The sequence below is a fragment of the Idiomarina sp. genome, assembly GCF_048265525.1.
In the GTDB taxonomy this organism is placed as follows: domain Bacteria; phylum Pseudomonadota; class Gammaproteobacteria; order Enterobacterales; family Alteromonadaceae; genus Idiomarina.
On the sequence record NZ_JBLXBI010000003.1, the window covers coordinates 50882 to 70090 of the forward strand.

Genomic DNA, 19209 nt, shown 5'->3' on the forward strand with positions numbered 1-19209 from the left:
AAGAGCCTCCTTTATACGTTCAGGAACTAATTCTCTACAAGCTTAGCACTTTAGTGGACGGTTAATGTAGTTTTGAGATAATTGAGACGCTAATGTTAGCGAAAATCTTACTTCTTGAGTAGTCTGTCTGTCGTTTTGAGTTTTTGTAACTCTCGGAACAGTAATATCTAAGGGGCTTTACTTCGTTATTACGGACCATCGGTGACTTATATTGGCACCTATGCGCGGTCAAACTTTAACACTTTAGTTGTGCGCCAATCCAATTAGCTCTAGGATCTCTCCACGACCCAGTAACTTACTGATCTCATGGCTCTTTCCTTTAAAAGCTTAACCCGTTCATTTGCCTATCTTTTTGTTCTGTTCACCGCTGCCAGCGTACATGCGTCCGAAACCTTCACTATGGAATCTAAGCTCCTTGATGAAGGAGTCACGGCAAGGGTTGCTTTGCCGGAAAGCTATGAGCATTCAGACAGCTTTCAGTATCCGGTGCTGCTGGTTATGGACGGTTCAACGCAGTTTGAGCACATAGCGGGTAACGTTAATTTTTTAAGTACGTTTTCTATCGTGCCGGAAATGATTGTTGTCGGGGTCAGTGCGAGGAACCGCTTAAAGCGTTTTACTCACACCAAAATGGAAGCCTACGCTGACCGCTCTGGCGGTGCTGAGCAGTACACCCAGTTTTTGCGAGATGAGCTTATGCCAGCGTTGCAGAAAAAGTACAGAGTGTCGCCTTATACGGTGGTTACTGGGCATTCGCTGTCAGGGCTCTACACCAGTTATCTGGCGACTCACCACTCAGATTTTATCAACGCCGCAATATCGGTCAGCCCAAGCCTTTGGTGGGATGACTTTGCGCTTATCAATGACATAAAAGCGGCAGAGCAAGAGGCAGAAAAGCCGGCGGTACGTTGGTTTGTCAGTATGGCGAATGAGCCTAACGAAATGGCCGAAAGCTATGAGCGTTTATTGAATGAGCTTGAAGCGAAGCCGGAATCGGCTTTTAACTGGGAGTCAAAGCAGTTTCCCAGCGAAACCCATGACAGCACGCCACTAATTGGCAATGTCGAGGGGCTTAAATCGGTTTTTCGTGGGTTTAACGCGGTGCCGAATATTGAGATTAAGTCGCTGGAGCAGTTGCAGGCGTTCTACGCTGATTACGAAAAGATGGTGGGTTACGACTTCCCTATGTCGGTGCAGCAATACAACGTTTATGGCTTAAAGGCCGCTTATGAAGGCCAGGTTGACTGGGGACAGGCTATTCTGGAGAAAGGTGTTGAGGTATTCGACCAGTCCGAAGTTTTATGGGACAGCCTGGCAACGGTTTATGCAATGAATGACAACAACGAGAGTGCGCTAAAGGCCTCGAATAAAGCTGTGCAGTTCGCACGCGAGCACCAGTCAAAGTACATCAGTGAAATTGAAGCGCAGAATAGTGATTTGAAGTCACGCAGTAAATGATGGAGCCTGCGGCAAGTGACATTCAGACTTGCCGCAACACATCTAAAATTCCCTGATCTTTCGCTTTTTCTTTTGCTGATACGTCAAAATAGTCGTTGGCTTTTACCCTGTCTTCCCAAAACTTCACAAAATCCATGGGCTCATCCGGGTCTATCTGCTGAGACTCTGGCGTAAAGGTTTTGTGTAAGCTGGTTTTGGAAATTTGAAAACTCATTGCGCTACGCTGCTCACGAGTAATAACGCCAGCATCAAACAACTGGCTGGCCAGTTCGCTCATGTCGTTAGGTGATATATTGCGGGCATTAAAGTTTTCAGTTATTGCTATGGGAATATCGGACTGCTTGCCGTTATTGCCTTCTTCGGCCTGGCGACGCATAGCATCTTCGAATAGCTGATCGCGCGCTTCCATCAGGCTGTTAAGTTCGTCTTTTTCTTCTTTGGTAAGGCTGGATTTACTCTCAAGCTCTTCTATCTTTTGCTCAATTTCTTCCAGATGCCCGGTATCAACACCCATACGATTCAGCAATATGCTGCGGTAGGCATTGTCTATCAGCGACTCACGGTCTTGTTCCGGGGCAATGTCCCTGTTGCCAGGTTCCTCAGTTTTATTACTTTGGGTCGTTGTTGTCGTCGGATAACTCGCGTTATTACTCACAGGGTTCATATTCATGGCTTTCCCTTATCCAAAACTGGCATTGCCGGGTGGCAATGTTTTGCCTGTTTAGTGTGTTATTCGCGTTTATGGATAGGAATTTGCAAGAGGTGTGCCATTTATGAACAGGTTTTTCTGGGCAAACCCGCAAAAATTTGTTTTGCTGTGAGTAACTGAAAAAACAAACGAAGACATTTTGCTATGCTCAAACGCCGCTCAGGAAAAACTACGACCTTTAATGCCGCTACGCCGGACAGCGATGCTCAGCGTGACCGGGCGCGTATTATTCATTCGTCGGCGTTTCGCCGCTTGCAGGCAAAAACTCAGGTGCTGGGGGTGGGTGAGAGTGACTTTTACCGCACGCGCTTAACGCACTCTATGGAAGTGGCTCAGATTGGTTCGGGTATTTGTGAGAAGTTAAAGCAAAAGTATGAAGAGAACGATGCTATTTCGACGCATATCCCGTCTTATTTTCAAATTGAGGCCATTTGTCTGGCGCATGATATTGGTCACCCGCCGTTCGGGCATGGTGGAGAAGTAGCGCTGAACTACCACATGCACAGCAGCGGTGGTTTTGAAGGTAACGGGCAGACGCTGCGTATTATTTCAAAGCTGGGTGAGTATTCCGACCACGACGGTTTGGATTTAACCCGGCGCACTTTACTCGGTGTGCTTAAGTATCCGGTGTTGCATAGCGAAGTTAGTACTCGCTCACTGTCTGCCGAAGACCATCTAAGTGCTTTTAAACCGCCAAAATCTATTCATGACGACGAACAAGATGTGCTGGACTGGATACTGGAACCGCTGACTCCCAACGACAAAGCGGCTTTTCGTTCCACTAAAGCGAAAGAGGGTAAAACGAAAGCTCAGTATAAAGCTTTTGATACCTCCATTATGGAACTGGCAGATGATATATCGTACGGCGTGCACGATTTAGAAGACTCATTGGCACTGAACCTGGTAACCGAAAAGCAGTGGCGCGAAGACGTACTCGCTGTGTTGGACGACAACAGCGTTATTATGCAGGAAGAGCGATTTTACACCGAGGCGCTTTTTTCAGGCCAAAGCCGGGCGCGTAAGCACGCAATTAGTAAGCTTGTCGGGCATTTTGTTGATGCGATTGAAGTCACAGAACAGAACCTGTTTGAATCGCCCTGGCTGGATCTGCAGGCAAGCCTTCCGGAGCATATTGAACCTACTTTGCAAGTACTGAAGGATTTTGTTTTTAAGCATGTTATTCGCAGCTCTTCGGTGCAGGTTCTGGAGTACAAAGGCCAAATGATGATACTGAAGTTGTTTCAGGTACTGAGCGAAAACCCTGAACAGTTGCTGCCGGGTTCTACTCTGCAAAAGTATAAAAACGCAGAAAACCCCAAGCGCGTTATTTGCGACTATATTTCAGGCATGACGGACAACTACGCAACCAAGCTTTACAGTAAATTATTCAGCCCGGATACCGGCTCTGTATTTGATAAGGTTTAATTTTCTATTGATAAAAAAGGGCGCCGTGTTGGCGCCCTTTGAGTTTAACGAGTAGTTTCAATTAGAGAATAAACTTATTCCCATTCAACTAATAAGTCGACGCCTGAGTAGTTAGTATAGCCTTTCATACTAACGTACCAGCGGTCAGCTGCTGGATTTTCGATGCTGCAAGTCTCGTTGTTACCTGAACGGTATGGGCGACACTCGTAGTTCGATTCCGTTGGCTGGCTGCCTTGGCGAACATACAGGTCAGCATCACCACTACCGCCTGACATGGTCACGTTAAGTGATGACATGCCCGCAGGAATATCGACGTAATAGTGAGACCACTCATTGCTTGAACCTGACACGTCATTAACTGAGGCAGAACCGCCTTCGCCACCGCCGCTACTAGGTTCGGTAAATGAACCGGTTAAGTTCACACCGGAGAAGCTAGAGTACGCGTTCACCATTACATAATAGGTACCGGCTTGTACGTTAGAGATAGTACAAGTTTCAGTATTACCACCTTGGTAAGGACGGCAGTCGTAGCTTGAAGTAGTTGGCTGTGCGCCGAAACGAACATAAAGGTCCGCGTCGCCTGAGCCGCCGTTAATGCTAAAGCTGAGGTCTGTGGCACCGGCTGGCACATCTAAGGTGTAGTAGACTGCATCACCTGTTGTTGCCGATAGGTTGCTTACGGTTTGACCGTTAGTCAGCTCGTTGTCTGTTGGTGGTTCTGGATCTCCACCACCGCCGTCACCTGAGCCATCACAGCCATTAGCGTCGATATAATCAACAGCGTCTTTGGTTTGTGCTAAACCGTAACCAAACTGGACGTCGCGCCCTGTGGGGCCTAGATCCTGTGCTGTTGTATTAAGAACGCTCCGGATTTCTTGTGCGCTACAAGTTGGGTGATGTGACCAAACTAACGCTGCAACACCGGCTACGTGTGGAGATGCCATTGAAGTACCGCTCATAGTGCCGTAGTTACCTTGCTGACCAGTGCCTTCAGGGTAGGTTGAAAGAACATCAACACCCGGGCCTGCAATTTCAACTTGGCTGTTTTTCTGTGAGAAATCGGCCAGTTGCTTGCTGCTGTCAACTGCAGCAACGGAAACCACTGCATTGTAAGATGCAGGATAAGACATTGGGTCCGTAGAGCTAAAGGCTGAACCGTCATTACCAGCCGCGGCTACGAGTAAAACGCCCTGGTTATAAAGGTTTTGCATGGCATTGGCTTCGGTTTGGTTTGAACCCGCTCCGCCTAAGCTCATGTTAACCACGTCGGCTCCGTTGTCTGCACAGGTTTCAATCGCCGAAACCAGTGATGATGAGTAGCCCCAGCCGTTAGAGTTAAAGACTTTAACAATGTGCAAATTTGGATCGCTACCAATAACGCCGCGAACACCAAAGCTGTTATCTAAAGCGGCAATGGTTCCGGCAACGTGTGTTCCGTGAGGGCCGCCGTTATCGTACCAGTTGCCGGTACCGCTATCATTTGTGCCGGTAATAGTACCGCCCTGTGTACCCATATCTTCGTGCGGCAATTCTAGACCAGAGTCGATGACACAGATTTTCTTACCGCCAGCAGATGCTGCCGCTACACTGTCATCAACTAAGTTCGCTTGTACCTGACCAATACCGTAAGGAACGTCTTGAGCCATGAAGCGACGCTTATGGTCAATTTCTATGTATTCAATGTTAGGGTTTTTCTCAAGCCGTTTTCTCTGCTTGGGGCTAAGCTCAGCGGCCACTGCTAAGTTGTTGCGCATACTGACTTTTATTTTACCGCCCGCCTTTTTCACGACGTTATTTGCCCGTGATATTGCAAGCTCAGAGCGACCTCTTTCACTGTTTTTGAAAACTGCGTTACCTTTATTCTTAAACTTTATGATGTAACGCTGTGGTGCGGAGCTTTCTACTTGCTCCTGTGCCTGTAACAACGGCTGCGCCTGAGAATCGTCTGGAGGTTTTGCAAATGCTGATGATACTGATACTGCCAGAGCAGTCAGCGTAAGATACTTAAGTTTTTTCATAACTGAGTAATCTCTTCTTGTTTATTTGAGGCTGTAGAAGCCTGTAAAGAAGGCAGCAGGGGATACGGCGCTTGGCTGCGCGGGATGACGTCAAACAACGCCATTTGTTACATTTAATAACAATTTAAGCGGGATTTAAAGGCTTTTTTACAAATATTGTTTATTTTTATTACAAATTTTAAACAATAAAGACGCTAATATTGAATAGCGGCGGTATCAAAGGTGATAATTTTTGGCTATGCTGCAAGCATATTGAGCTGGCGAAACAAGAGACAAAATGAACGTTTATATTATGCTGCTCATTGCCTGGGGCGCTGGCTTAATGGCGGTTTTCGGCGGCTTTTTAGCGCACGTTGAGGGCAAAGCTAATACGACACTTAAGAAAGAGTTCGTACACTGCGTTACGGCATTTGGTGGCGGAATTTTAATGGCCGCTGTGGCTTTTGCATTAGTTCCAGAGGGAATGAAAGAGTTAAATGCCTGGCAACTGACAGGGCTATTTGCCGCTGGCGGCGTTACTTTTTGCCTTGTTGATGCTTGGTTGCAAAAGCATGAGGGCAATGTCTCACAGTTTATGGCGATGGTGCTCGACTTTGTGCCTGAAGCGGTTTCTCTCGGGGCTGTGTTTGCAGTTAACCCAAAAATGGGCATTCTGCTGGCCATTTTCATTGCCGCGCAAAACTTCCCGGAAGGGTTTAACGCCTACCGTGAATTAAAGAACGCGAAGTTAACGACAAAATCAGCGCTGTTCGGTCTGTTTGGTGTGTCTTTTTTCGGTCCGCTGGCAGCAATAATGGGCTACTGGTGGTTGAGCGATGCGCCAAAAATTACAGCGATGATCATGAGTTTTGCAGCGGGCGGCATTCTCTACCTGGTGTTTCAGGACATAGCCCCACAGGCGAAAATGCGCCGCCACTGGATGCCCGCGCTTGGAGCTGTATTTGGTTTCATTATTGGTATGCTCAGTAAGCAACTTATGGGCTAGTCGGTCTGCTTATAGGTAGTAACATAAAAAACCAGTAGTCCATCAGCTAAAGACTTCGTTCCATAATGCTGACCGTAAAATTGCAGGTTATTGTATTCTATTGAGAAAGAACGGAATTCTTGCTGGCTCATGAATGCGCCTGTCGTAATGCACATGGTCAGCCGACATTCGGACTCCGCGTGTAACAGCCCATCCTGGTCAGACAGCAGATTGGATAGCTCCTTCTCGCGATCAACTCCCCACGAACTGATGCCATTTTGCGGTACAAATTTCTCAGCGCCATCGAGATACTTTTCATCATCGGCAAAGTACTTATTCTGTCCCTCAAAAAAGCTGGGGTTTTCTGCAATAAGTTGCTCGCGTTTGAGCTCGTCTTTATTTGAAGTATCGGGAGTTTTTGGCGTATTTACTTCCGATGCTTGGTGGCCTGCCCAAAAAGAGAAAGCAGAAACTAAAACAAATGCGCATACTAATAAAATCCTTTTCATATTTACCTCTAAAGTGTTTGCGGTTTAAATTTGAGTTTCTTTCTAGTATTCAATATCGACGTCACACTAGCGGCTTAATCAACGATAGGCTGGAGTTGGCTCATTGATTGATGATTGCGGTGGTTGTTGCAGCCAGTTTTCGGTAATAAGCCCGGGAACTCGTTCAAATTCTCCGGTGTTATTGGTAACAACCGTGAGTCCATGGCATCGGGCATGGCCAGCTATCATCTGATCATAGGGGCCAATCGGTGTGCCCTGTTGTTTCAGTTTGTGACGAATAAGTGCTGTGTGATAAGCCGCGTCAGTATCGTAATTTAATATTTTCAAACGAGCCAAAAAGCTGTCGAGTTTGTCGGCATTAGTTGTACGTTGCTGCGAGTTTTCGACACCATATTGCAGTTCCATTACTGTAACTGAACTGATGCAGAGCTCGCGCGAGTGTTCATCAAAAATAGGAGCTAAATATGCTGGTCTATTCTTCATGATATAGATGCAAATATTCGTATCGAGCATATAGCGCAAGTTCATAGCGGGTCACGCTCCTGCTCCTCAGGCTGCTCGCGTTCAACCATAAAGTCATCGCTTGCTGGTTCGCCGTTAAACCAAGATGCCCAGCTTGTTTTGGCTGGGGTAATAATTCGGCTTTCACCAACCACTAAAACTTCCACCTCTTTAACGTCTTCGGAAAAGGCAACGTCTTTTGGCAGCCTTACTGCTTGTGTTTGGTTACTTTTGAAAATGGTTGTTCTAGCCATAAGCTCCTATGTATATCCAATTTGGATATACATAGTTTAGTTAAAAAATTATTTCTGTCAAAACTCTTAACTATAAGCTCATCTAACCAAGAACGTGATCACCCCCGCCTGTTTGAGTTATAATTCGCACAAATTTCAGCCGCGAAGAGAGAATTATGGCTAGAAACAAGAAAGAATCCATTGTTTTGGAGACCCCGACGGGGTCTGATCATGTGCTGTTGCATTCGTGCTGCGCGCCATGTTCAGGCGAGGTTATGGAGCGCATGGCGGAAGCTGGCATTAAATTTACCATTTTCTTCTATAACCCGAATATTCATCCGGAAAAAGAGTATCTGCTGCGCAAAGAAGAGAACATCCGTTTTGCTGAGAAGCTGGGTGTCGACTTCATTGACTGCGATTACGACTCTAAAAACTGGTTCGAACGGGTTAAAGGTCTGGAGTGGGAACCGGAGCGCGGTGAACGCTGCACCGAATGTTTTGATATGCGCTTTGAGCGTACAGCGCTGTATGCCCATGAAAACGGTTTTGACACCATTACCAGTTGCTTAGGTATTTCACGCTGGAAAAACATGGACCAGATAAACGACTGTGGTCAGCGCGCTGTAGCACCATACCCAGGTTTGCATTACTGGACTTTTAACTGGCGTAAGCAAGGCGGCGCGGCGCGTATGGTGGAAATTGCCAAACGTGAGCGTTTTTATCAGCAGGAATACTGCGGCTGCGTTTACTCATTACGAGACATGAATCGGTGGCGCCTGAAGAATGGCCGTGACCGCATAGAAATTGGCGTTCAGTACTACACCAACGAATAAATCACACCTAAAAAAAGCCCCGGACGCTGGGAAGAGAGACGCCCGGGGCTACACGTGAAACCTACACTCAGTAAGCTTTAAAAGTTATAACGGAAGTTCGCCATAATCGTGCGTTGCTGTCCGTAAAAACAATCGCCACGAGACAAGCACGAGGTTAATACAGTTTTGTCGGTCAGGTTGTCGATATCCAGACTTAAGCTGTAGTTATCCCAGTCGTAACCGATCATTGCGTCGAATACGGTATAGCTTGGAGTTTCTAGTGGATCATTGAGTACCACACCGTTTTGCTCAACGTAAGCACTGCCATCGGAAGTATTACCTACGTAGCGAACGCCAGCACCAATTTTAAAACCGTTCCAATTATCTGGGCGATAAGTTGCCCAGACAGACGCTTGCTGATCTGGAGTGGCAGAAAGTGTTGCTCCTTCTTCTCCGACGGTATTACTTTCACTGACTACAGCATCGGTGTACGCGTAGCTGGCGTAAACGTCCAGAGAATCCCAGGCCAGCTGAGCTTCCAGTTCAACCCCTTCAATTTCAACTTCACCAGTTTGCACTTGGCCATTAGGGTCAACAATGTCTGGGTCTGCCGCTTGTTCTGCGTTAACACTGGTTGTGCGGTTTTCTTCAGTTATCTTGTAAACAGACGCAGTTAACAAATGCTCTGTACCTTCGGGCTGGTATTTAACGCCCGCTTCCCATTGTTTACCTTCGTTAGGGACAAAGGCTTTACCGAAAGCGTCAGTACCTAATACCGGAGAAAATGACTCGCTATAGCTAACGTAAGGAGAAACGCCACCGTCCATTAAATACATAAAACCTAAACGGCCGGTTGTGGCGTACTGATCCGTTGAGTCCGACATTTCAGGATTCGTTGTAGCGCGATCTCTACGCAAAGCTGCTGACACTAACCATTTGTCTGCTATGCGCATGTTGTCCTGCACATAAACGCCAAGCTGGTAGGTTGTACTGGAAGGTGCGTCTGAAAGATCGGCTTCTGTCGGTAAGCCAGTTGCCTGACCGTACACCGGGTTGTATAAATCGAGTGTATTCATCGCGCCGTAGGCAGTGTCGTTATCAGTATAGGCATCCTGGAAGTCGATACCGAAAACTAAGTCGTGTTCGACCGCGCCGGTATTTAGGTTGCCATGAAGCTGTAAATCTGTGGTCCATGCTCTGGCATCAGCACGCGACAGGTAAGATACGCGATTGACTGTACGATTATCTTCCGCGAACACCGGCGGCCAGCCGTACATTGTGTTGTACTCAGAACTGCTGTCGCTGTAACGGCTGGCCAGGCGCAGACTCCAGTCCAGATTAATATCGTGTTCAACAATGGCTGTTAGCGCGTCTTGTTCCGTATCGTATTTGTCGAAACCCGGCTCTGATACAAAAGTAGAGCTGTCAATTTGGCCAAACTCGTTCGGCAACAAGGTTCCCTGCCACGGGAAAAATTGCGTGCTAGAGCCTGACTCATTGCGCTGAATGTTGCCAATTAAGGTAATTTTTGTGTCTTCAGAGGCATGCCAGCTCAATGACGGGTTTAGTACCAGGCTGTTATCCGGAACGTAATCGGTTTGCGTATCGCTGTCGCGGTATAAGCCAACAAAGCGGCCGGTTAATGAAGCATCATCGTTCAATGCGCCAGTAATATCGCCGGCAACTTGCTTACGGGAATAATTACCCAACTGCGCCCAGAACTGACCCTCAGTTTCTGCCTTCGGACGTTTACTGACCAAGTTGATGATACCGCCGGTAGAGCCTTGGCCATACAGAACCGAGCTAGGGCCTTTTAGAACTTCAATTTGACCAAGAGAATAAGGGTTAACGCGAACGTTGTTGTAGTTACCAAACAGAGATTTAAGGCCATCAAGGTATTGAACTGGACTAACACCTCGAATTTTTGCCCAATCGCCACGAGTATCAACACCGAATGGACCGTTGTATAAGCCTGCTACATAACCGATAGCGTCTTGTACTGTAACAGCACCTAAGTCCTGAATACGCGCTTCGGTAAGAACCGAAACGGATAAAGGCGTTTCAATAATGGGTGTATCAGATTTGGAACCGGTGGCACTAACGTAAGAGATAAGTCCGCGAGAGCTGACATTGATGGTTTCCATCATCTCTTCTTGCGTTTTTTCTTGTTTTTCTTCTTGTGCGTAGCTGCTGGTGGAAGCTAAAGCGGCCAGGATGCTAGCCGCCAATACAGTCTTTTGAATGTTCATGATTCCCCTCGAATCTTAGATTTGGTCTAAATCGAGATGGATCCTAAATGAAAACGATTCGTGTTTAAAGCTTTATTTCACCCAAGTCTCAGGAAGTTCCCAATGAGCTTGATGAACATCACCATTCCAGGTTTGCAGAGTGACCCAAACGCGTTGCTGCGGTTCTAGCTTTTGTGGTGCTATGGCATGAACGTGCTGCAATAACTCACTGCCGTGCAAAATGCCGACATCATCTTGTTGCAGTTTTTCAATAGCAATTGGTTCCTCGCCAATGTTCACGTAACCCTGACGAATATCACTGACTTTCCCTTCGTTAACGTACGCTGAAAAGTCTTTCACCCAGTCTTCATGGTGCGCGTAAGGCGCTTCATTATTTGCGGGTTGTAAGGCTACTTTAAACGGGCCTACGGCTTTTTCATCCCAGACGGGAGGCAGCTCTGGTAGCTGCAGTTGCTGGTACAGAAAGTAAAAGGGCAGAATAAGAATTAAGCCGCTGAGCTTAAATTTATTGCGGTTCCAGAAGGTATTTTTACGGCGCGCCATTAATGAGCTCCTTCATTCTGTAACGACTCTTGCAGCGGTGTGCGTTTGGCTTTTGCCGCTTTCACCGTGCGAGAACCCCAAATCAAAAATCCGGTAATGGACATAGCCGATAAAATAAGACCAAAAATAAACCAAATGGCTTTAGTCCAGATACCGCCAATGGTGCCGTAGTGCAGTGGGTCAACAATATGCTGAATGGTCTGCAGGGTATTCATGTTGTCGGGCGAAACGGCTCGCGCTATTTCACCGTTCCAGGGGTTAATATCCAGCCTGTAGGAGTACTGATCGTAGAAGATAAAGTCGCCACCGCCCATAATTTTGAACATGTCACGGTTATGCTCAGGCATCATAATGAAGCTGGGTCGGATATCGGGGAAGCGCTGCTCGGCAATGAGTAAAGCGTCTTCAAAAGACACAGGAGCTTGTGCTTTTTCTCCCATAGGAATGTCAGATACTTCAACCAGCGGAGCGTGTTCTTCAATATCAATATCTGCGTGCCAGAGCACTTGCTGAGTAAAATACCAGAGGCCAGTTAAACTCATAACAATGAGAAACCAGATGGACCAGGCGCCGCCGTGCTTATGTAAGTCGGTTAAAAGGGTTTTTTTGCCTTGCTTGGCACGAATTTTAGGTTGCGAGTAGGCACGCCAGAACCTTTTATAAATGACCAGGCCGGTAACCAGAGCGCCAATCATGACAAAGGACATGGCTGACACTAAATAGTAGCCAACGCTGTAGCCGTCTTGCCAGGGGAATAGCAACCAGCTATGCAGTGAGCGCATAAAGTTAATAAAAGTAATGCCCTGATTAACTTCCTGAATTTCGCCGGTGTACTGGTTTACATAGGCAATGCCCATCGGGATGTTTTCATCGGAGAAAACGACGGCGTTAATAATATAAGGCTCAAAAGTCATTACCGTCGTAACGTTGGCCGTTGGAAACTGATCTTTGACGGTAGCAACTAACTCAGAGATAGGCTGAGCGGGCAAATTGTCCGGATTAACCGCGCGCGCATTTTCGTTAAACAGCCAGGTTAGCTCGTGACTGAATACGGCGATGGTACCGGTAATGCAGATAAAGCAAAACAGGATCCATATTGGTAGCGAGCACCACCCATGTAATTTAAACCATTGCCTTTGCGTCATTCGAACTCCCCCGAGAAATTTTCCGAAATGATATTGTAAATACGAACAATTATCAAATACAATGTGTCGATAACAATTCTCATTTACAAAGTTTGGTCGGGAGACAATTCATGAAGGCATTTGCCAGAAATTTTATAGCCACAGCGGTAGCATCCGCGCTGTTAAGCTCCGCTGCTGTAGCCGCACAAAACGAAGCTTCTGCTGAAGAAAACAAAGAAAAAGCAGGAACGCAGGAAAAGATTTTTGAACACATTAAGGTTACCGGTAGTTCTTTAGATCAGGCAACAACAGCTACTGGGTTACCGTTAACTCTGCGCCAGACACCCCAATCTATTTCTATTATTGACCGCACCTTTATAGACAGCTTCTCACTCGATACGGTTGCCGATGTGATGCAGTTTGCTCCGGGTATTCAGGCGCAACAGGCCGAAACTGACCGATTTTTCTTCCGTGCACGTGGCCGCGATGTGACCAATTTCCAATTTGACGGTGTGCCTATTGCATACAACAGCTTCTTTAGTGAAGCATTGGCGGACTCCGTTATTTTTGAACGCGTTGAAATTGTGCGTGGCGCGACAGGCTTGTTAACCGGTGCAGGAGAACCTTCTGCTGCTATTAACCTTATTCGTAAGCGCCCTAAAGCGGAAGATGGTGGTTATGTCAGTGCACAGGTTGGCTCATGGAGTAATCGCCGGTTAGAACTCGACCAGTCTCAGACACTGACTGAAAGTGGAAATATAAAGGGTCGTGTTGCAGTCGCTTATGAAGAAGGCGAAAGCTATATCGATTTAGCCGAAAAAGAAAACCTACAAATTTATGCTGTAGCTACCGCAGACTTGACCACCCAAACGCGATTAACCATTGGTGCGGACTACAGTCAACGTAACCCGAAAGGCAGTATGTGGGGCGCTTTGCCTCTGTTTTACGCCGACGGTACGCAGGCTGATGATTTGCCGGTAAGTACAACGACCGCGGCGGAGTGGAGTAAGTGGGATCGCGAAAGTACCAACGTTTTCGTACAGATGGAACACGCGTTTGATAACGGGTGGGACATACAATTAGACGTTGAACGTCGCGAAGATGAGATGGACGGCGATTTACTTTGGCTGACAGGTTCTCCGGACAAAGAAACGGGGGTTGGGCTGGTTGGCGGCTCGGCAATGACTTATCAGTCCGATCGTGAGCAAACGTCATTTAGAGCTTTAGCTTCTGGCCCGTTTGAATTATTTGGGCGTGAGCATCAGTTGACTGCAGGAGCTTTGCACTCGGAGCAAGATATCAGTTCTGATTCATTTTATGCGACTAGCACGGTTTCTATCGGAAGCTTGTTTGACTGGGGGAACGGGCCAGAGCGTCCGCCTCTTCAACAATCCCCTTCTGTAAGTTATGGCACGGAAACTCAGTCGGGTATATACGCAGCCGCTCAATTAAATGTATACGATGATGTTACCGTTATTCTAGGCAACCGTTTAAGTGACTATAAAATTAAGGGAACTGGGGATAATTACGAACAAAATAGTGTTTCTACACCTTATGCTGGCTTAGTTTATGACGTCAGTGACGTTGTCTCTGCTTATGTAAGTTACACGGAAATATTTCAACCTCAGGCTAATAAAGACGCAAACAATCGTCGTCTTGATCCTATCGAGGGCTCTAACGTTGAAGCCGGAGTTAAAGGGGACTTTTTCAACGAAGGATTAACAGCAAGTTTCGCCGTATTTAAAGTAAAAGAAGATAATGTTGGTAAGTTAGATTTGAATAATCCAGAGCCTTTACCCGATGGAAGCTCCGCTTATATCGGTGTGGAGGGTGCTGAGAGTGAGGGGTATGAGCTTGAGTTAAATGGCAAGCCAACCGATTCACTGAATATTTTCTTTAGTTATACGCACAATGAATCTGAAGATCAGGATGGCTCTAATTATACTCCTTATCTGCCTGAAGATATGGTGAAAGCCAGTGTACTCTATACTGCCACCGATGCACTGAAACTGGGCGTAAACGCAAACTGGCAGAGCAAAATATCGTCTAATCCGAATATAGGTCCAAATGGCGAAACCTTTACTCAGGACAGCTACACGGTCGTGAATGCTATGGCCAACTATAAGTTAAGCCAAAACTGGGATCTGAGCTTTAACGTCAATAACCTGTTTGATAAAAAGTACTATTCCAGCATCGATTTTTTCAATCAGGGCTTTTTCGGTGCTCCGCGCAATGTGGAACTGAGTGTTAAATACGCTTGGTAAAAGCAGCTAAGAAGAGGTGGTGTTTTTGCACCGCCTCTTTTTATTTAGCGGAACGCAGGCGTAGCAAGTGCTGCAGAGTAATTATAAAGGAAATTTATAAAATAAATTAAAACTATGCTTTTAATTTATATGGAATGCGCGTAGAGTGGTCGGCGTTGGATAAGAAACAGTTAGTTAAACACTCCTCTACGTCGCTTTATTCTTAGTAATATCTTCGTCCTGCAGTTTTTAGTTTCATTTTTTACCCCGCATGATCATCGCAACTGGGAACGCCCGGAGCGACTACTTATTTTATAAAATTTCAGGATATTTATTATGTCTAATACAGTAAACGGTGTTGTTAAGTGGTTTAACGAAGCAAAAGGTTTTGGTTTTATCGAGCAGAAAGGCGGCGCAGACGTATTCGCTCATTTCAGCGCGATTGTTAGCGATGGTTTCAAAACGCTAGCCGAAGGCCAAAACGTTTCTTTCTCAGTAACTCAGGGTCCTAAAGGTCCTCAGGCTGAGAACATCCAAGCAATTTAATTTGCATGGATTAAGCTTCTAAGTAAGCTAAAAATTATGAAGAGCAGCCCACGGGCTGCTTTTTTTGTATCTGAATTTTAGCGATAAACAACGTAGAATGATGACAGAACAAGCGAACCGGAACCGAATGTGACTCAGCCGTTAACCGATTTCATCTGCCCACTTGATGGCAAGCCGTTGCACTTAAATGAGCGAAGCTGGTGCTGTGAAAATGGCCATAGCTATGATGTGGCAAAACAGGGATACGTGAATTTGTTGCCAGTGCAGAATAAGCGCTCGAAAGATCCCGGCGACAGCAAAGCCATGGTGCAGGCTCGGAGCAAGTTTCTGGAGCAGGGTTATTATGAACCGCTGGCGCAGGCTCTGGCTGATACGGTGTTAGCACAGGGCGAGCAGGCGGTGCTCGATGCCGGTTGCGGCGAAGGCTACTACCTACGCTACTTGGTTGAGCAGGCAGAGCAAAACGGTACTGATTTAAGCGTGGCCGCTCTGGATATTTCAAAATGGGCAGTGCAGGCCGCCGGAAAACGCGATAAACGGCTGAGCTGGATAGTCGCTTCCAATAGCTCTATTCCACTGGACGATAATAGTGTCGATACCATTTTGTGCTTGTTTGGATTTCCTGTTGAAACTGAATTTAAGCGGGTTCTAAAGCCCGGCGGTCGGCTGATTATGGTAGACCCGGCTGGTGATCATCTAAAAGAGCTAAAAGCTATTATTTATTCTGAGATAAAAACAAAGTCAGATAGCCTGCCTGTAAACTCAGAATACTGGTTTTTAGCATCAGAGCAGCGTGTGACTTTCCAATTTGAACTGAATACTAACGAGGCTGTTCAAAACCTACTCACCATGACACCCCACCTCTACCGGAGCAGCGCCGAAGGCCGCAAACGCGCCGAGGTTCTCAGCTCTTTACAGCTGACAGCTGATGTCTGGGTGCGGGTTTTTACTTTGAGCGCCTAACGCATGCGAGTAGTTATTCATTCAACAATCACTACTGTAGCCACAAACGACTGGGATCGCCTGTTTGGGAGCCATTATCCCTTTACTCGCTATGACTTTCTGCTGGCACTTGAGCAGGGTGGCAGTCTTGGGCTGCAGCGCGGCTGGTTGCCGCAATATGTTGTCGTTTATGATGATAATGACACCATGGTTGCTGCTATGCCGTGGTTTAAGAAAACGCATTCTTATGGTGAGTATCTGTTTGACTTTGCATTCGCCGAAGCCTTTGAGCGCTATGGTTTTCAATACTACCCCAAGCTAATTAACGCGATACCTTTTACCCCATGTCAGGGGCCGCGTTTGGCTATTAGCGAGGGCGTTAACCACGGCGAAATACTGTCCATTATTGAGTCTGAGTTGTTAAAGCAACATGACGTGAGTAACTTGCAGAGTTTGTATGTTGAACCTGACTTAGGCCGTGCTTTCACCGACGAAGGTTGGTGGCAGCGCTTCGATATTCAGTTTCTCTGGCAAAACCGTAGCTATGGCAATTTTGATGACTTTTTAGCGGCTCTGGTGTCGCGTAAGCGTAAGACGATTCGTAAAGAGCGGCAGAAAATATCAGAGCAAAATGTGCAAATGCGAACCTTGCAGGGTAACGAGTTAACTGCGGAGTTTTGGCAGCAATTTACTTTGTTCTACCAGCGTACTTATTTAAAACGTTCTGGGCATGGCGGCTATTTAACCCCTGCTACCTTCAAGCTCTGGGCTGAGTATTTATCCGATTATATTGTTGTTTTTGCTGCCTACAGAGACGACAACATGCTGGCTGCTTCTTTGTGCTTTAAAGGCGAAGATACACTTTACGGACGCTACTGGGGGTGTAGGGAAGAGCTTGAATTCCTGCACTTTGAGGCCTGTTATTACCAGGGAATTGAGTTTTGCATAAACCACGGGCTACAGTATTTTGACGCGGGCGCTCAGGGTGAGCACAAATTGCATCGCGGTTTCGAGCCAGTTCTGCGCGAAGGCTTTTACCGTTTTATGGAGGCGCCTCTTAGCGACGCCATTGAGCAGTATTGTCAGGATGAAAGCAGTGCGTTACGCGAACACCTGAAAACACTGCAAACCTATTTGCCTTATAAAACCAGCGATTAATACAACGGCCATACCAGCAGTATCATGACCAGCGCCACCGCTGAGACCAGCAGGGACAACGGCAGGCCAAGCCGCCAGTAGTCGCTAAAGTTGTAACCGCCGGGGCCCATAACCAATATATTCGACTGGTGGCCTATAGGGGTTAAGAAAGGGACTGCGGCACCAATAGCAACCGCCATTAAAAACGGGTCCATACTCGCACCAAAGCTGCTCGCCATGCTGATGCCAATAGGCGCCATCAGTACTGCGGCAGCCGCGTTATTCACAATGTTGGACAGCAACATGGTCACTATTAGCAGTAAACCCACCGCAACAAATTCTGGCGAGCCTTCGCTGACATAAAGCACCGCATTGGCAATGGTGTCGGCAGCACCGCTGCGCTCTAGTGCAGAACCCAGTGGAATGGTTGCGCCCAGCAGAACGATAATAGGCCAGTCAATGGCATCGTAGAGCTCTCGCAGAGGCAAAATATTGGTAATAACCATAAGGCCTGCTGCCAGTGAGAAAGCGACAGGAACCGAGATTAAGCCAAACGCAGCCGATAAAATAGTCGCAGCAAAAATACCCAGCGGCAACATTAACCGCTTTGACGAACCAATGCGCAAGCTGCGCTGTGCTAACGGGAAACAGCCAAAGCGCTGAAATACATCATCGAGGATTTCCGCGTCGCCCTGCAGTAATAAAACGTCGCCCGGTTTAAAGCGAATATTGGCCAGTGCGGTGCCCAATTTCTGGCCCTCGCGGGCAACACCCAATACATTAATACCGTAGCGGCTGCGCAGTTTGATGTCGGCCGCCGAACGGCCGATAAGGCGAGAGTCATGTCCGACAATGCCCTCAATAACCGTAATGTCATCAGATTTTAAAAAGCGGTCATCAATTTCTTCTTCGGCATTAAGCTCCAGTCCGGTTCCGTCAATAACCTGCTGAATAGTCTCCGCATTGGCTTCAACTATTAGCACGTCTTCAGCTTTTAGCCGTAAATAACGAGCGGGTGCAGACCAGCGTTTATCGCCACGCTGAAGCGCGACAATTACAAAGTCTTCTTCGCTTCGGTTTTCCAGCTCATAAAGGGTTTCACCAACGAAATTGGAGCCTTCAGGTACATAGAGTTCGGTCAGGTAGCTGCTGACATCATACAGCGACTGCGATTTCGACTTTCCTGCCTTTTCCGGAACCAGCCAGGAGCTGAGTAACCACATAAAAAGCAAACCGGCTATGGCAATACTGAGGCCGACCGGAGTAAATTCAAAAATACCAAAGGACTCGCCCATAGCTTCGCGGCGAATGTCAGCAATAATAATGTTTGGTGGCGTACCCACCATAGTAATGGCACCGCCCAGTAATGAACCAAAAGCCATAGGCATAAGCAGTTTGGAGGGGTTGTTGCCACTGCTGCGGGCAAGTTGAAGGGCGACCGGGATCATTATCGCCATGGTCCCCGTGTTGCTGATAAAAGCCGAGCAGACCGTAGTGACTGAGGTCAGGGCTATCATCTGTACCCACCGTTTATCGCCAATGTTTTTCATGGCTGAGGCCAATGCATCGACAACGCCGGAGCGCCAAAGCGCCTGGCTAATAATCAATACCGCCGCAACAGTAATGACAGCAGCGTTACCGAAACCACTGAACACCTCGGCAGTTGGAACCAGACCAAGAATAACTGCGGACAATAGCGCCATCATGGCAACCAGGTCGTAACGCCATTTATCTATGACGAAAAGCACCAACATGGCGACTAAGATTATTCCAATGAGCCATTGATCCAGCATGTA

Annotated in this window: 17 protein-coding genes; 8 read left to right on the plus strand and 9 right to left on the minus strand. The window is 47.1% G+C overall.

Going from position 1 to position 19209, the window contains the following annotated elements; all coding sequences use genetic code 11:
• Positions 1 to 306: 306 nt before the first annotated feature.
• Positions 307 to 1458, plus strand: a complete 1152-nt coding sequence (locus ACN0TF_RS07860) for an alpha/beta hydrolase (protein ID WP_417441476.1) — start codon at positions 307 to 309, stop codon at positions 1456 to 1458.
• A gap of 22 nt (positions 1459 to 1480) precedes the next feature.
• Here ACN0TF_RS07860 and ACN0TF_RS07865 read toward each other — a convergent pair whose 3' ends face one another.
• A complete protein-coding gene (locus ACN0TF_RS07865; protein WP_417441477.1) occupies positions 1481 to 2128 on the minus strand; it encodes a hypothetical protein in 648 nt (215 codons plus the stop codon).
• Between the two features lie 183 nt (positions 2129 to 2311).
• Between ACN0TF_RS07865 and ACN0TF_RS07870 the strand changes: the two genes are divergently transcribed.
• On the plus strand, positions 2312 to 3592 hold the full coding sequence (locus ACN0TF_RS07870; protein ID WP_417441478.1) for an anti-phage deoxyguanosine triphosphatase: 1281 nt from the start codon (positions 2312 to 2314) through the stop codon (positions 3590 to 3592).
• A 74-nt stretch (positions 3593 to 3666) separates the two neighbouring features.
• Here ACN0TF_RS07870 and ACN0TF_RS07875 read toward each other — a convergent pair whose 3' ends face one another.
• Positions 3667 to 5610 (minus strand): S8 family serine peptidase, encoded by a 1944-nt coding sequence (locus tag ACN0TF_RS07875; RefSeq protein ID WP_417441479.1) that lies wholly within the window; start codon positions 5608 to 5610, stop codon positions 3667 to 3669.
• Between the two features lie 277 nt (positions 5611 to 5887).
• On the opposite strand from ACN0TF_RS07875, the gene ACN0TF_RS07880 reads away from it, so the two are divergent.
• Positions 5888 to 6595, plus strand: coding sequence for a ZIP family metal transporter (locus tag ACN0TF_RS07880; RefSeq protein WP_417441480.1), 708 nt, complete (start codon positions 5888 to 5890; stop codon positions 6593 to 6595).
• Here ACN0TF_RS07880 and ACN0TF_RS07885 read toward each other — a convergent pair.
• The 3 genes from ACN0TF_RS07885 to vapB all read right to left on the minus strand — a co-directional run bounded on the left by ACN0TF_RS07885 (position 6592) and on the right by vapB (position 7838).
• Positions 6592 to 7083 (minus strand): hypothetical protein, encoded by a 492-nt coding sequence (locus ACN0TF_RS07885; RefSeq protein ID WP_417441481.1) that lies wholly within the window; start codon positions 7081 to 7083, stop codon positions 6592 to 6594. The genes ACN0TF_RS07880 and ACN0TF_RS07885 overlap by 4 nt on opposite strands.
• A 78-nt stretch (positions 7084 to 7161) precedes the next feature.
• Entirely contained in the window at positions 7162 to 7611 is a 450-nt protein-coding gene (gene vapC / locus ACN0TF_RS07890; RefSeq protein ID WP_153850214.1) for a type II toxin-antitoxin system tRNA(fMet)-specific endonuclease VapC, read from the minus strand.
• Positions 7608 to 7838, minus strand: coding sequence for a type II toxin-antitoxin system VapB family antitoxin (gene vapB, locus ACN0TF_RS07895; RefSeq protein ID WP_417441482.1), 231 nt, complete (start codon positions 7836 to 7838; stop codon positions 7608 to 7610). Before vapB ends, vapC begins: the two co-directional genes overlap by 4 nt.
• 155 nt (positions 7839 to 7993) lie before the next feature.
• On the opposite strand from vapB, the gene ACN0TF_RS07900 reads away from it, so the two are divergent.
• Complete coding sequence (locus ACN0TF_RS07900) at positions 7994 to 8650, plus strand: epoxyqueuosine reductase QueH (protein WP_034822872.1); 657 nt, start codon at positions 7994 to 7996, stop codon at positions 8648 to 8650.
• Positions 8651 to 8727: 77 nt separating this feature from the next.
• On the opposite strand, the gene ACN0TF_RS07905 is transcribed toward ACN0TF_RS07900, so the two are convergent.
• The 3 genes from ACN0TF_RS07905 to ACN0TF_RS07915 form a co-directional block, all read right to left on the minus strand.
• Entirely contained in the window at positions 8728 to 10878 is a 2151-nt protein-coding gene (locus ACN0TF_RS07905; protein WP_417441483.1) for a TonB-dependent siderophore receptor, read from the minus strand.
• A 72-nt stretch (positions 10879 to 10950) separates the two neighbouring features.
• The gene (locus ACN0TF_RS07910) at positions 10951 to 11421 is read right to left on the minus strand and encodes a hypothetical protein (RefSeq protein ID WP_153850211.1); all 471 of its coding nucleotides are present in this window, start codon (positions 11419 to 11421) and stop codon (positions 10951 to 10953) included.
• The gene (locus ACN0TF_RS07915; RefSeq protein WP_417441484.1) at positions 11421 to 12566 is read right to left on the minus strand and encodes a PepSY-associated TM helix domain-containing protein; all 1146 of its coding nucleotides are present in this window, start codon (positions 12564 to 12566) and stop codon (positions 11421 to 11423) included. The genes ACN0TF_RS07910 and ACN0TF_RS07915 overlap by 1 nt, the downstream gene beginning before the upstream one ends.
• A gap of 110 nt (positions 12567 to 12676) precedes the next feature.
• Between ACN0TF_RS07915 and ACN0TF_RS07920 the strand changes: the two genes are divergently transcribed.
• From ACN0TF_RS07920 to ACN0TF_RS07935, 4 genes are all read left to right on the plus strand, one after another.
• The gene (locus ACN0TF_RS07920; RefSeq protein ID WP_417441485.1) at positions 12677 to 14809 is read left to right on the plus strand and encodes a TonB-dependent siderophore receptor; all 2133 of its coding nucleotides are present in this window, start codon (positions 12677 to 12679) and stop codon (positions 14807 to 14809) included.
• 315 nt (positions 14810 to 15124) lie between these two features.
• Complete coding sequence (locus tag ACN0TF_RS07925; RefSeq protein ID WP_054490405.1) at positions 15125 to 15334, plus strand: cold-shock protein; 210 nt, start codon at positions 15125 to 15127, stop codon at positions 15332 to 15334.
• A 129-nt stretch (positions 15335 to 15463) separates the two neighbouring features.
• Positions 15464 to 16297 (plus strand): putative RNA methyltransferase, encoded by an 834-nt coding sequence (locus tag ACN0TF_RS07930; RefSeq protein ID WP_417441486.1) that lies wholly within the window; start codon positions 15464 to 15466, stop codon positions 16295 to 16297.
• 3 nt (positions 16298 to 16300) lie between these two features.
• Positions 16301 to 17434, plus strand: coding sequence for a GNAT family N-acetyltransferase (locus ACN0TF_RS07935; protein ID WP_417441487.1), 1134 nt, complete (start codon positions 16301 to 16303; stop codon positions 17432 to 17434).
• Here the strand turns inward: ACN0TF_RS07935 and ACN0TF_RS07940 are convergent.
• Positions 17431 to 19206 (minus strand): SLC13 family permease, encoded by a 1776-nt coding sequence (locus ACN0TF_RS07940; protein WP_417441488.1) that lies wholly within the window; start codon positions 19204 to 19206, stop codon positions 17431 to 17433. The two genes, ACN0TF_RS07935 and ACN0TF_RS07940, sit on opposite strands and share 4 nt — an antisense overlap.
• Between the last annotated feature and the right edge of the window lie 3 nt (positions 19207 to 19209).

What these genes read in the sequence shown, in the direction of transcription:
- ACN0TF_RS07865 (WP_417441477.1), bottom strand. Translation starts at nt 2,128, where the DNA reads ATGAATATGAACCCTGTGAGTAATAACGCGAGTTATCCGACGACAACA.
- ACN0TF_RS07885 (WP_417441481.1), bottom strand. Translation starts at nt 7,083, where the DNA reads ATGAAAAGGATTTTATTAGTATGCGCATTTGTTTTAGTTTCTGCTTTC.
- ACN0TF_RS07905 (WP_417441483.1), bottom strand. Translation starts at nt 10,878, where the DNA reads ATGAACATTCAAAAGACTGTATTGGCGGCTAGCATCCTGGCCGCTTTA.
- vapC (WP_153850214.1), bottom strand. Translation starts at nt 7,611, where the DNA reads ATGAACTTGCGCTATATGCTCGATACGAATATTTGCATCTATATCATG.
- ACN0TF_RS07875 (WP_417441479.1), bottom strand. Translation starts at nt 5,610, where the DNA reads ATGAAAAAACTTAAGTATCTTACGCTGACTGCTCTGGCAGTATCAGTA.
- ACN0TF_RS07900 (WP_034822872.1), top strand. Translation starts at nt 7,994, where the DNA reads ATGGCTAGAAACAAGAAAGAATCCATTGTTTTGGAGACCCCGACGGGG.
- ACN0TF_RS07935 (WP_417441487.1), top strand. Translation starts at nt 16,301, where the DNA reads ATGCGAGTAGTTATTCATTCAACAATCACTACTGTAGCCACAAACGAC.
- ACN0TF_RS07860 (WP_417441476.1), top strand. Translation starts at nt 307, where the DNA reads ATGGCTCTTTCCTTTAAAAGCTTAACCCGTTCATTTGCCTATCTTTTT.
- ACN0TF_RS07880 (WP_417441480.1), top strand. Translation starts at nt 5,888, where the DNA reads ATGAACGTTTATATTATGCTGCTCATTGCCTGGGGCGCTGGCTTAATG.
- ACN0TF_RS07915 (WP_417441484.1), bottom strand. Translation starts at nt 12,566, where the DNA reads ATGACGCAAAGGCAATGGTTTAAATTACATGGGTGGTGCTCGCTACCA.
- ACN0TF_RS07910 (WP_153850211.1), bottom strand. Translation starts at nt 11,421, where the DNA reads ATGGCGCGCCGTAAAAATACCTTCTGGAACCGCAATAAATTTAAGCTC.
- ACN0TF_RS07940 (WP_417441488.1), bottom strand. Translation starts at nt 19,206, where the DNA reads ATGCTGGATCAATGGCTCATTGGAATAATCTTAGTCGCCATGTTGGTG.
- ACN0TF_RS07920 (WP_417441485.1), top strand. Translation starts at nt 12,677, where the DNA reads ATGAAGGCATTTGCCAGAAATTTTATAGCCACAGCGGTAGCATCCGCG.
- ACN0TF_RS07870 (WP_417441478.1), top strand. Translation starts at nt 2,312, where the DNA reads ATGCTCAAACGCCGCTCAGGAAAAACTACGACCTTTAATGCCGCTACG.
- vapB (WP_417441482.1), bottom strand. Translation starts at nt 7,838, where the DNA reads ATGGCTAGAACAACCATTTTCAAAAGTAACCAAACACAAGCAGTAAGG.
- ACN0TF_RS07925 (WP_054490405.1), top strand. Translation starts at nt 15,125, where the DNA reads ATGTCTAATACAGTAAACGGTGTTGTTAAGTGGTTTAACGAAGCAAAA.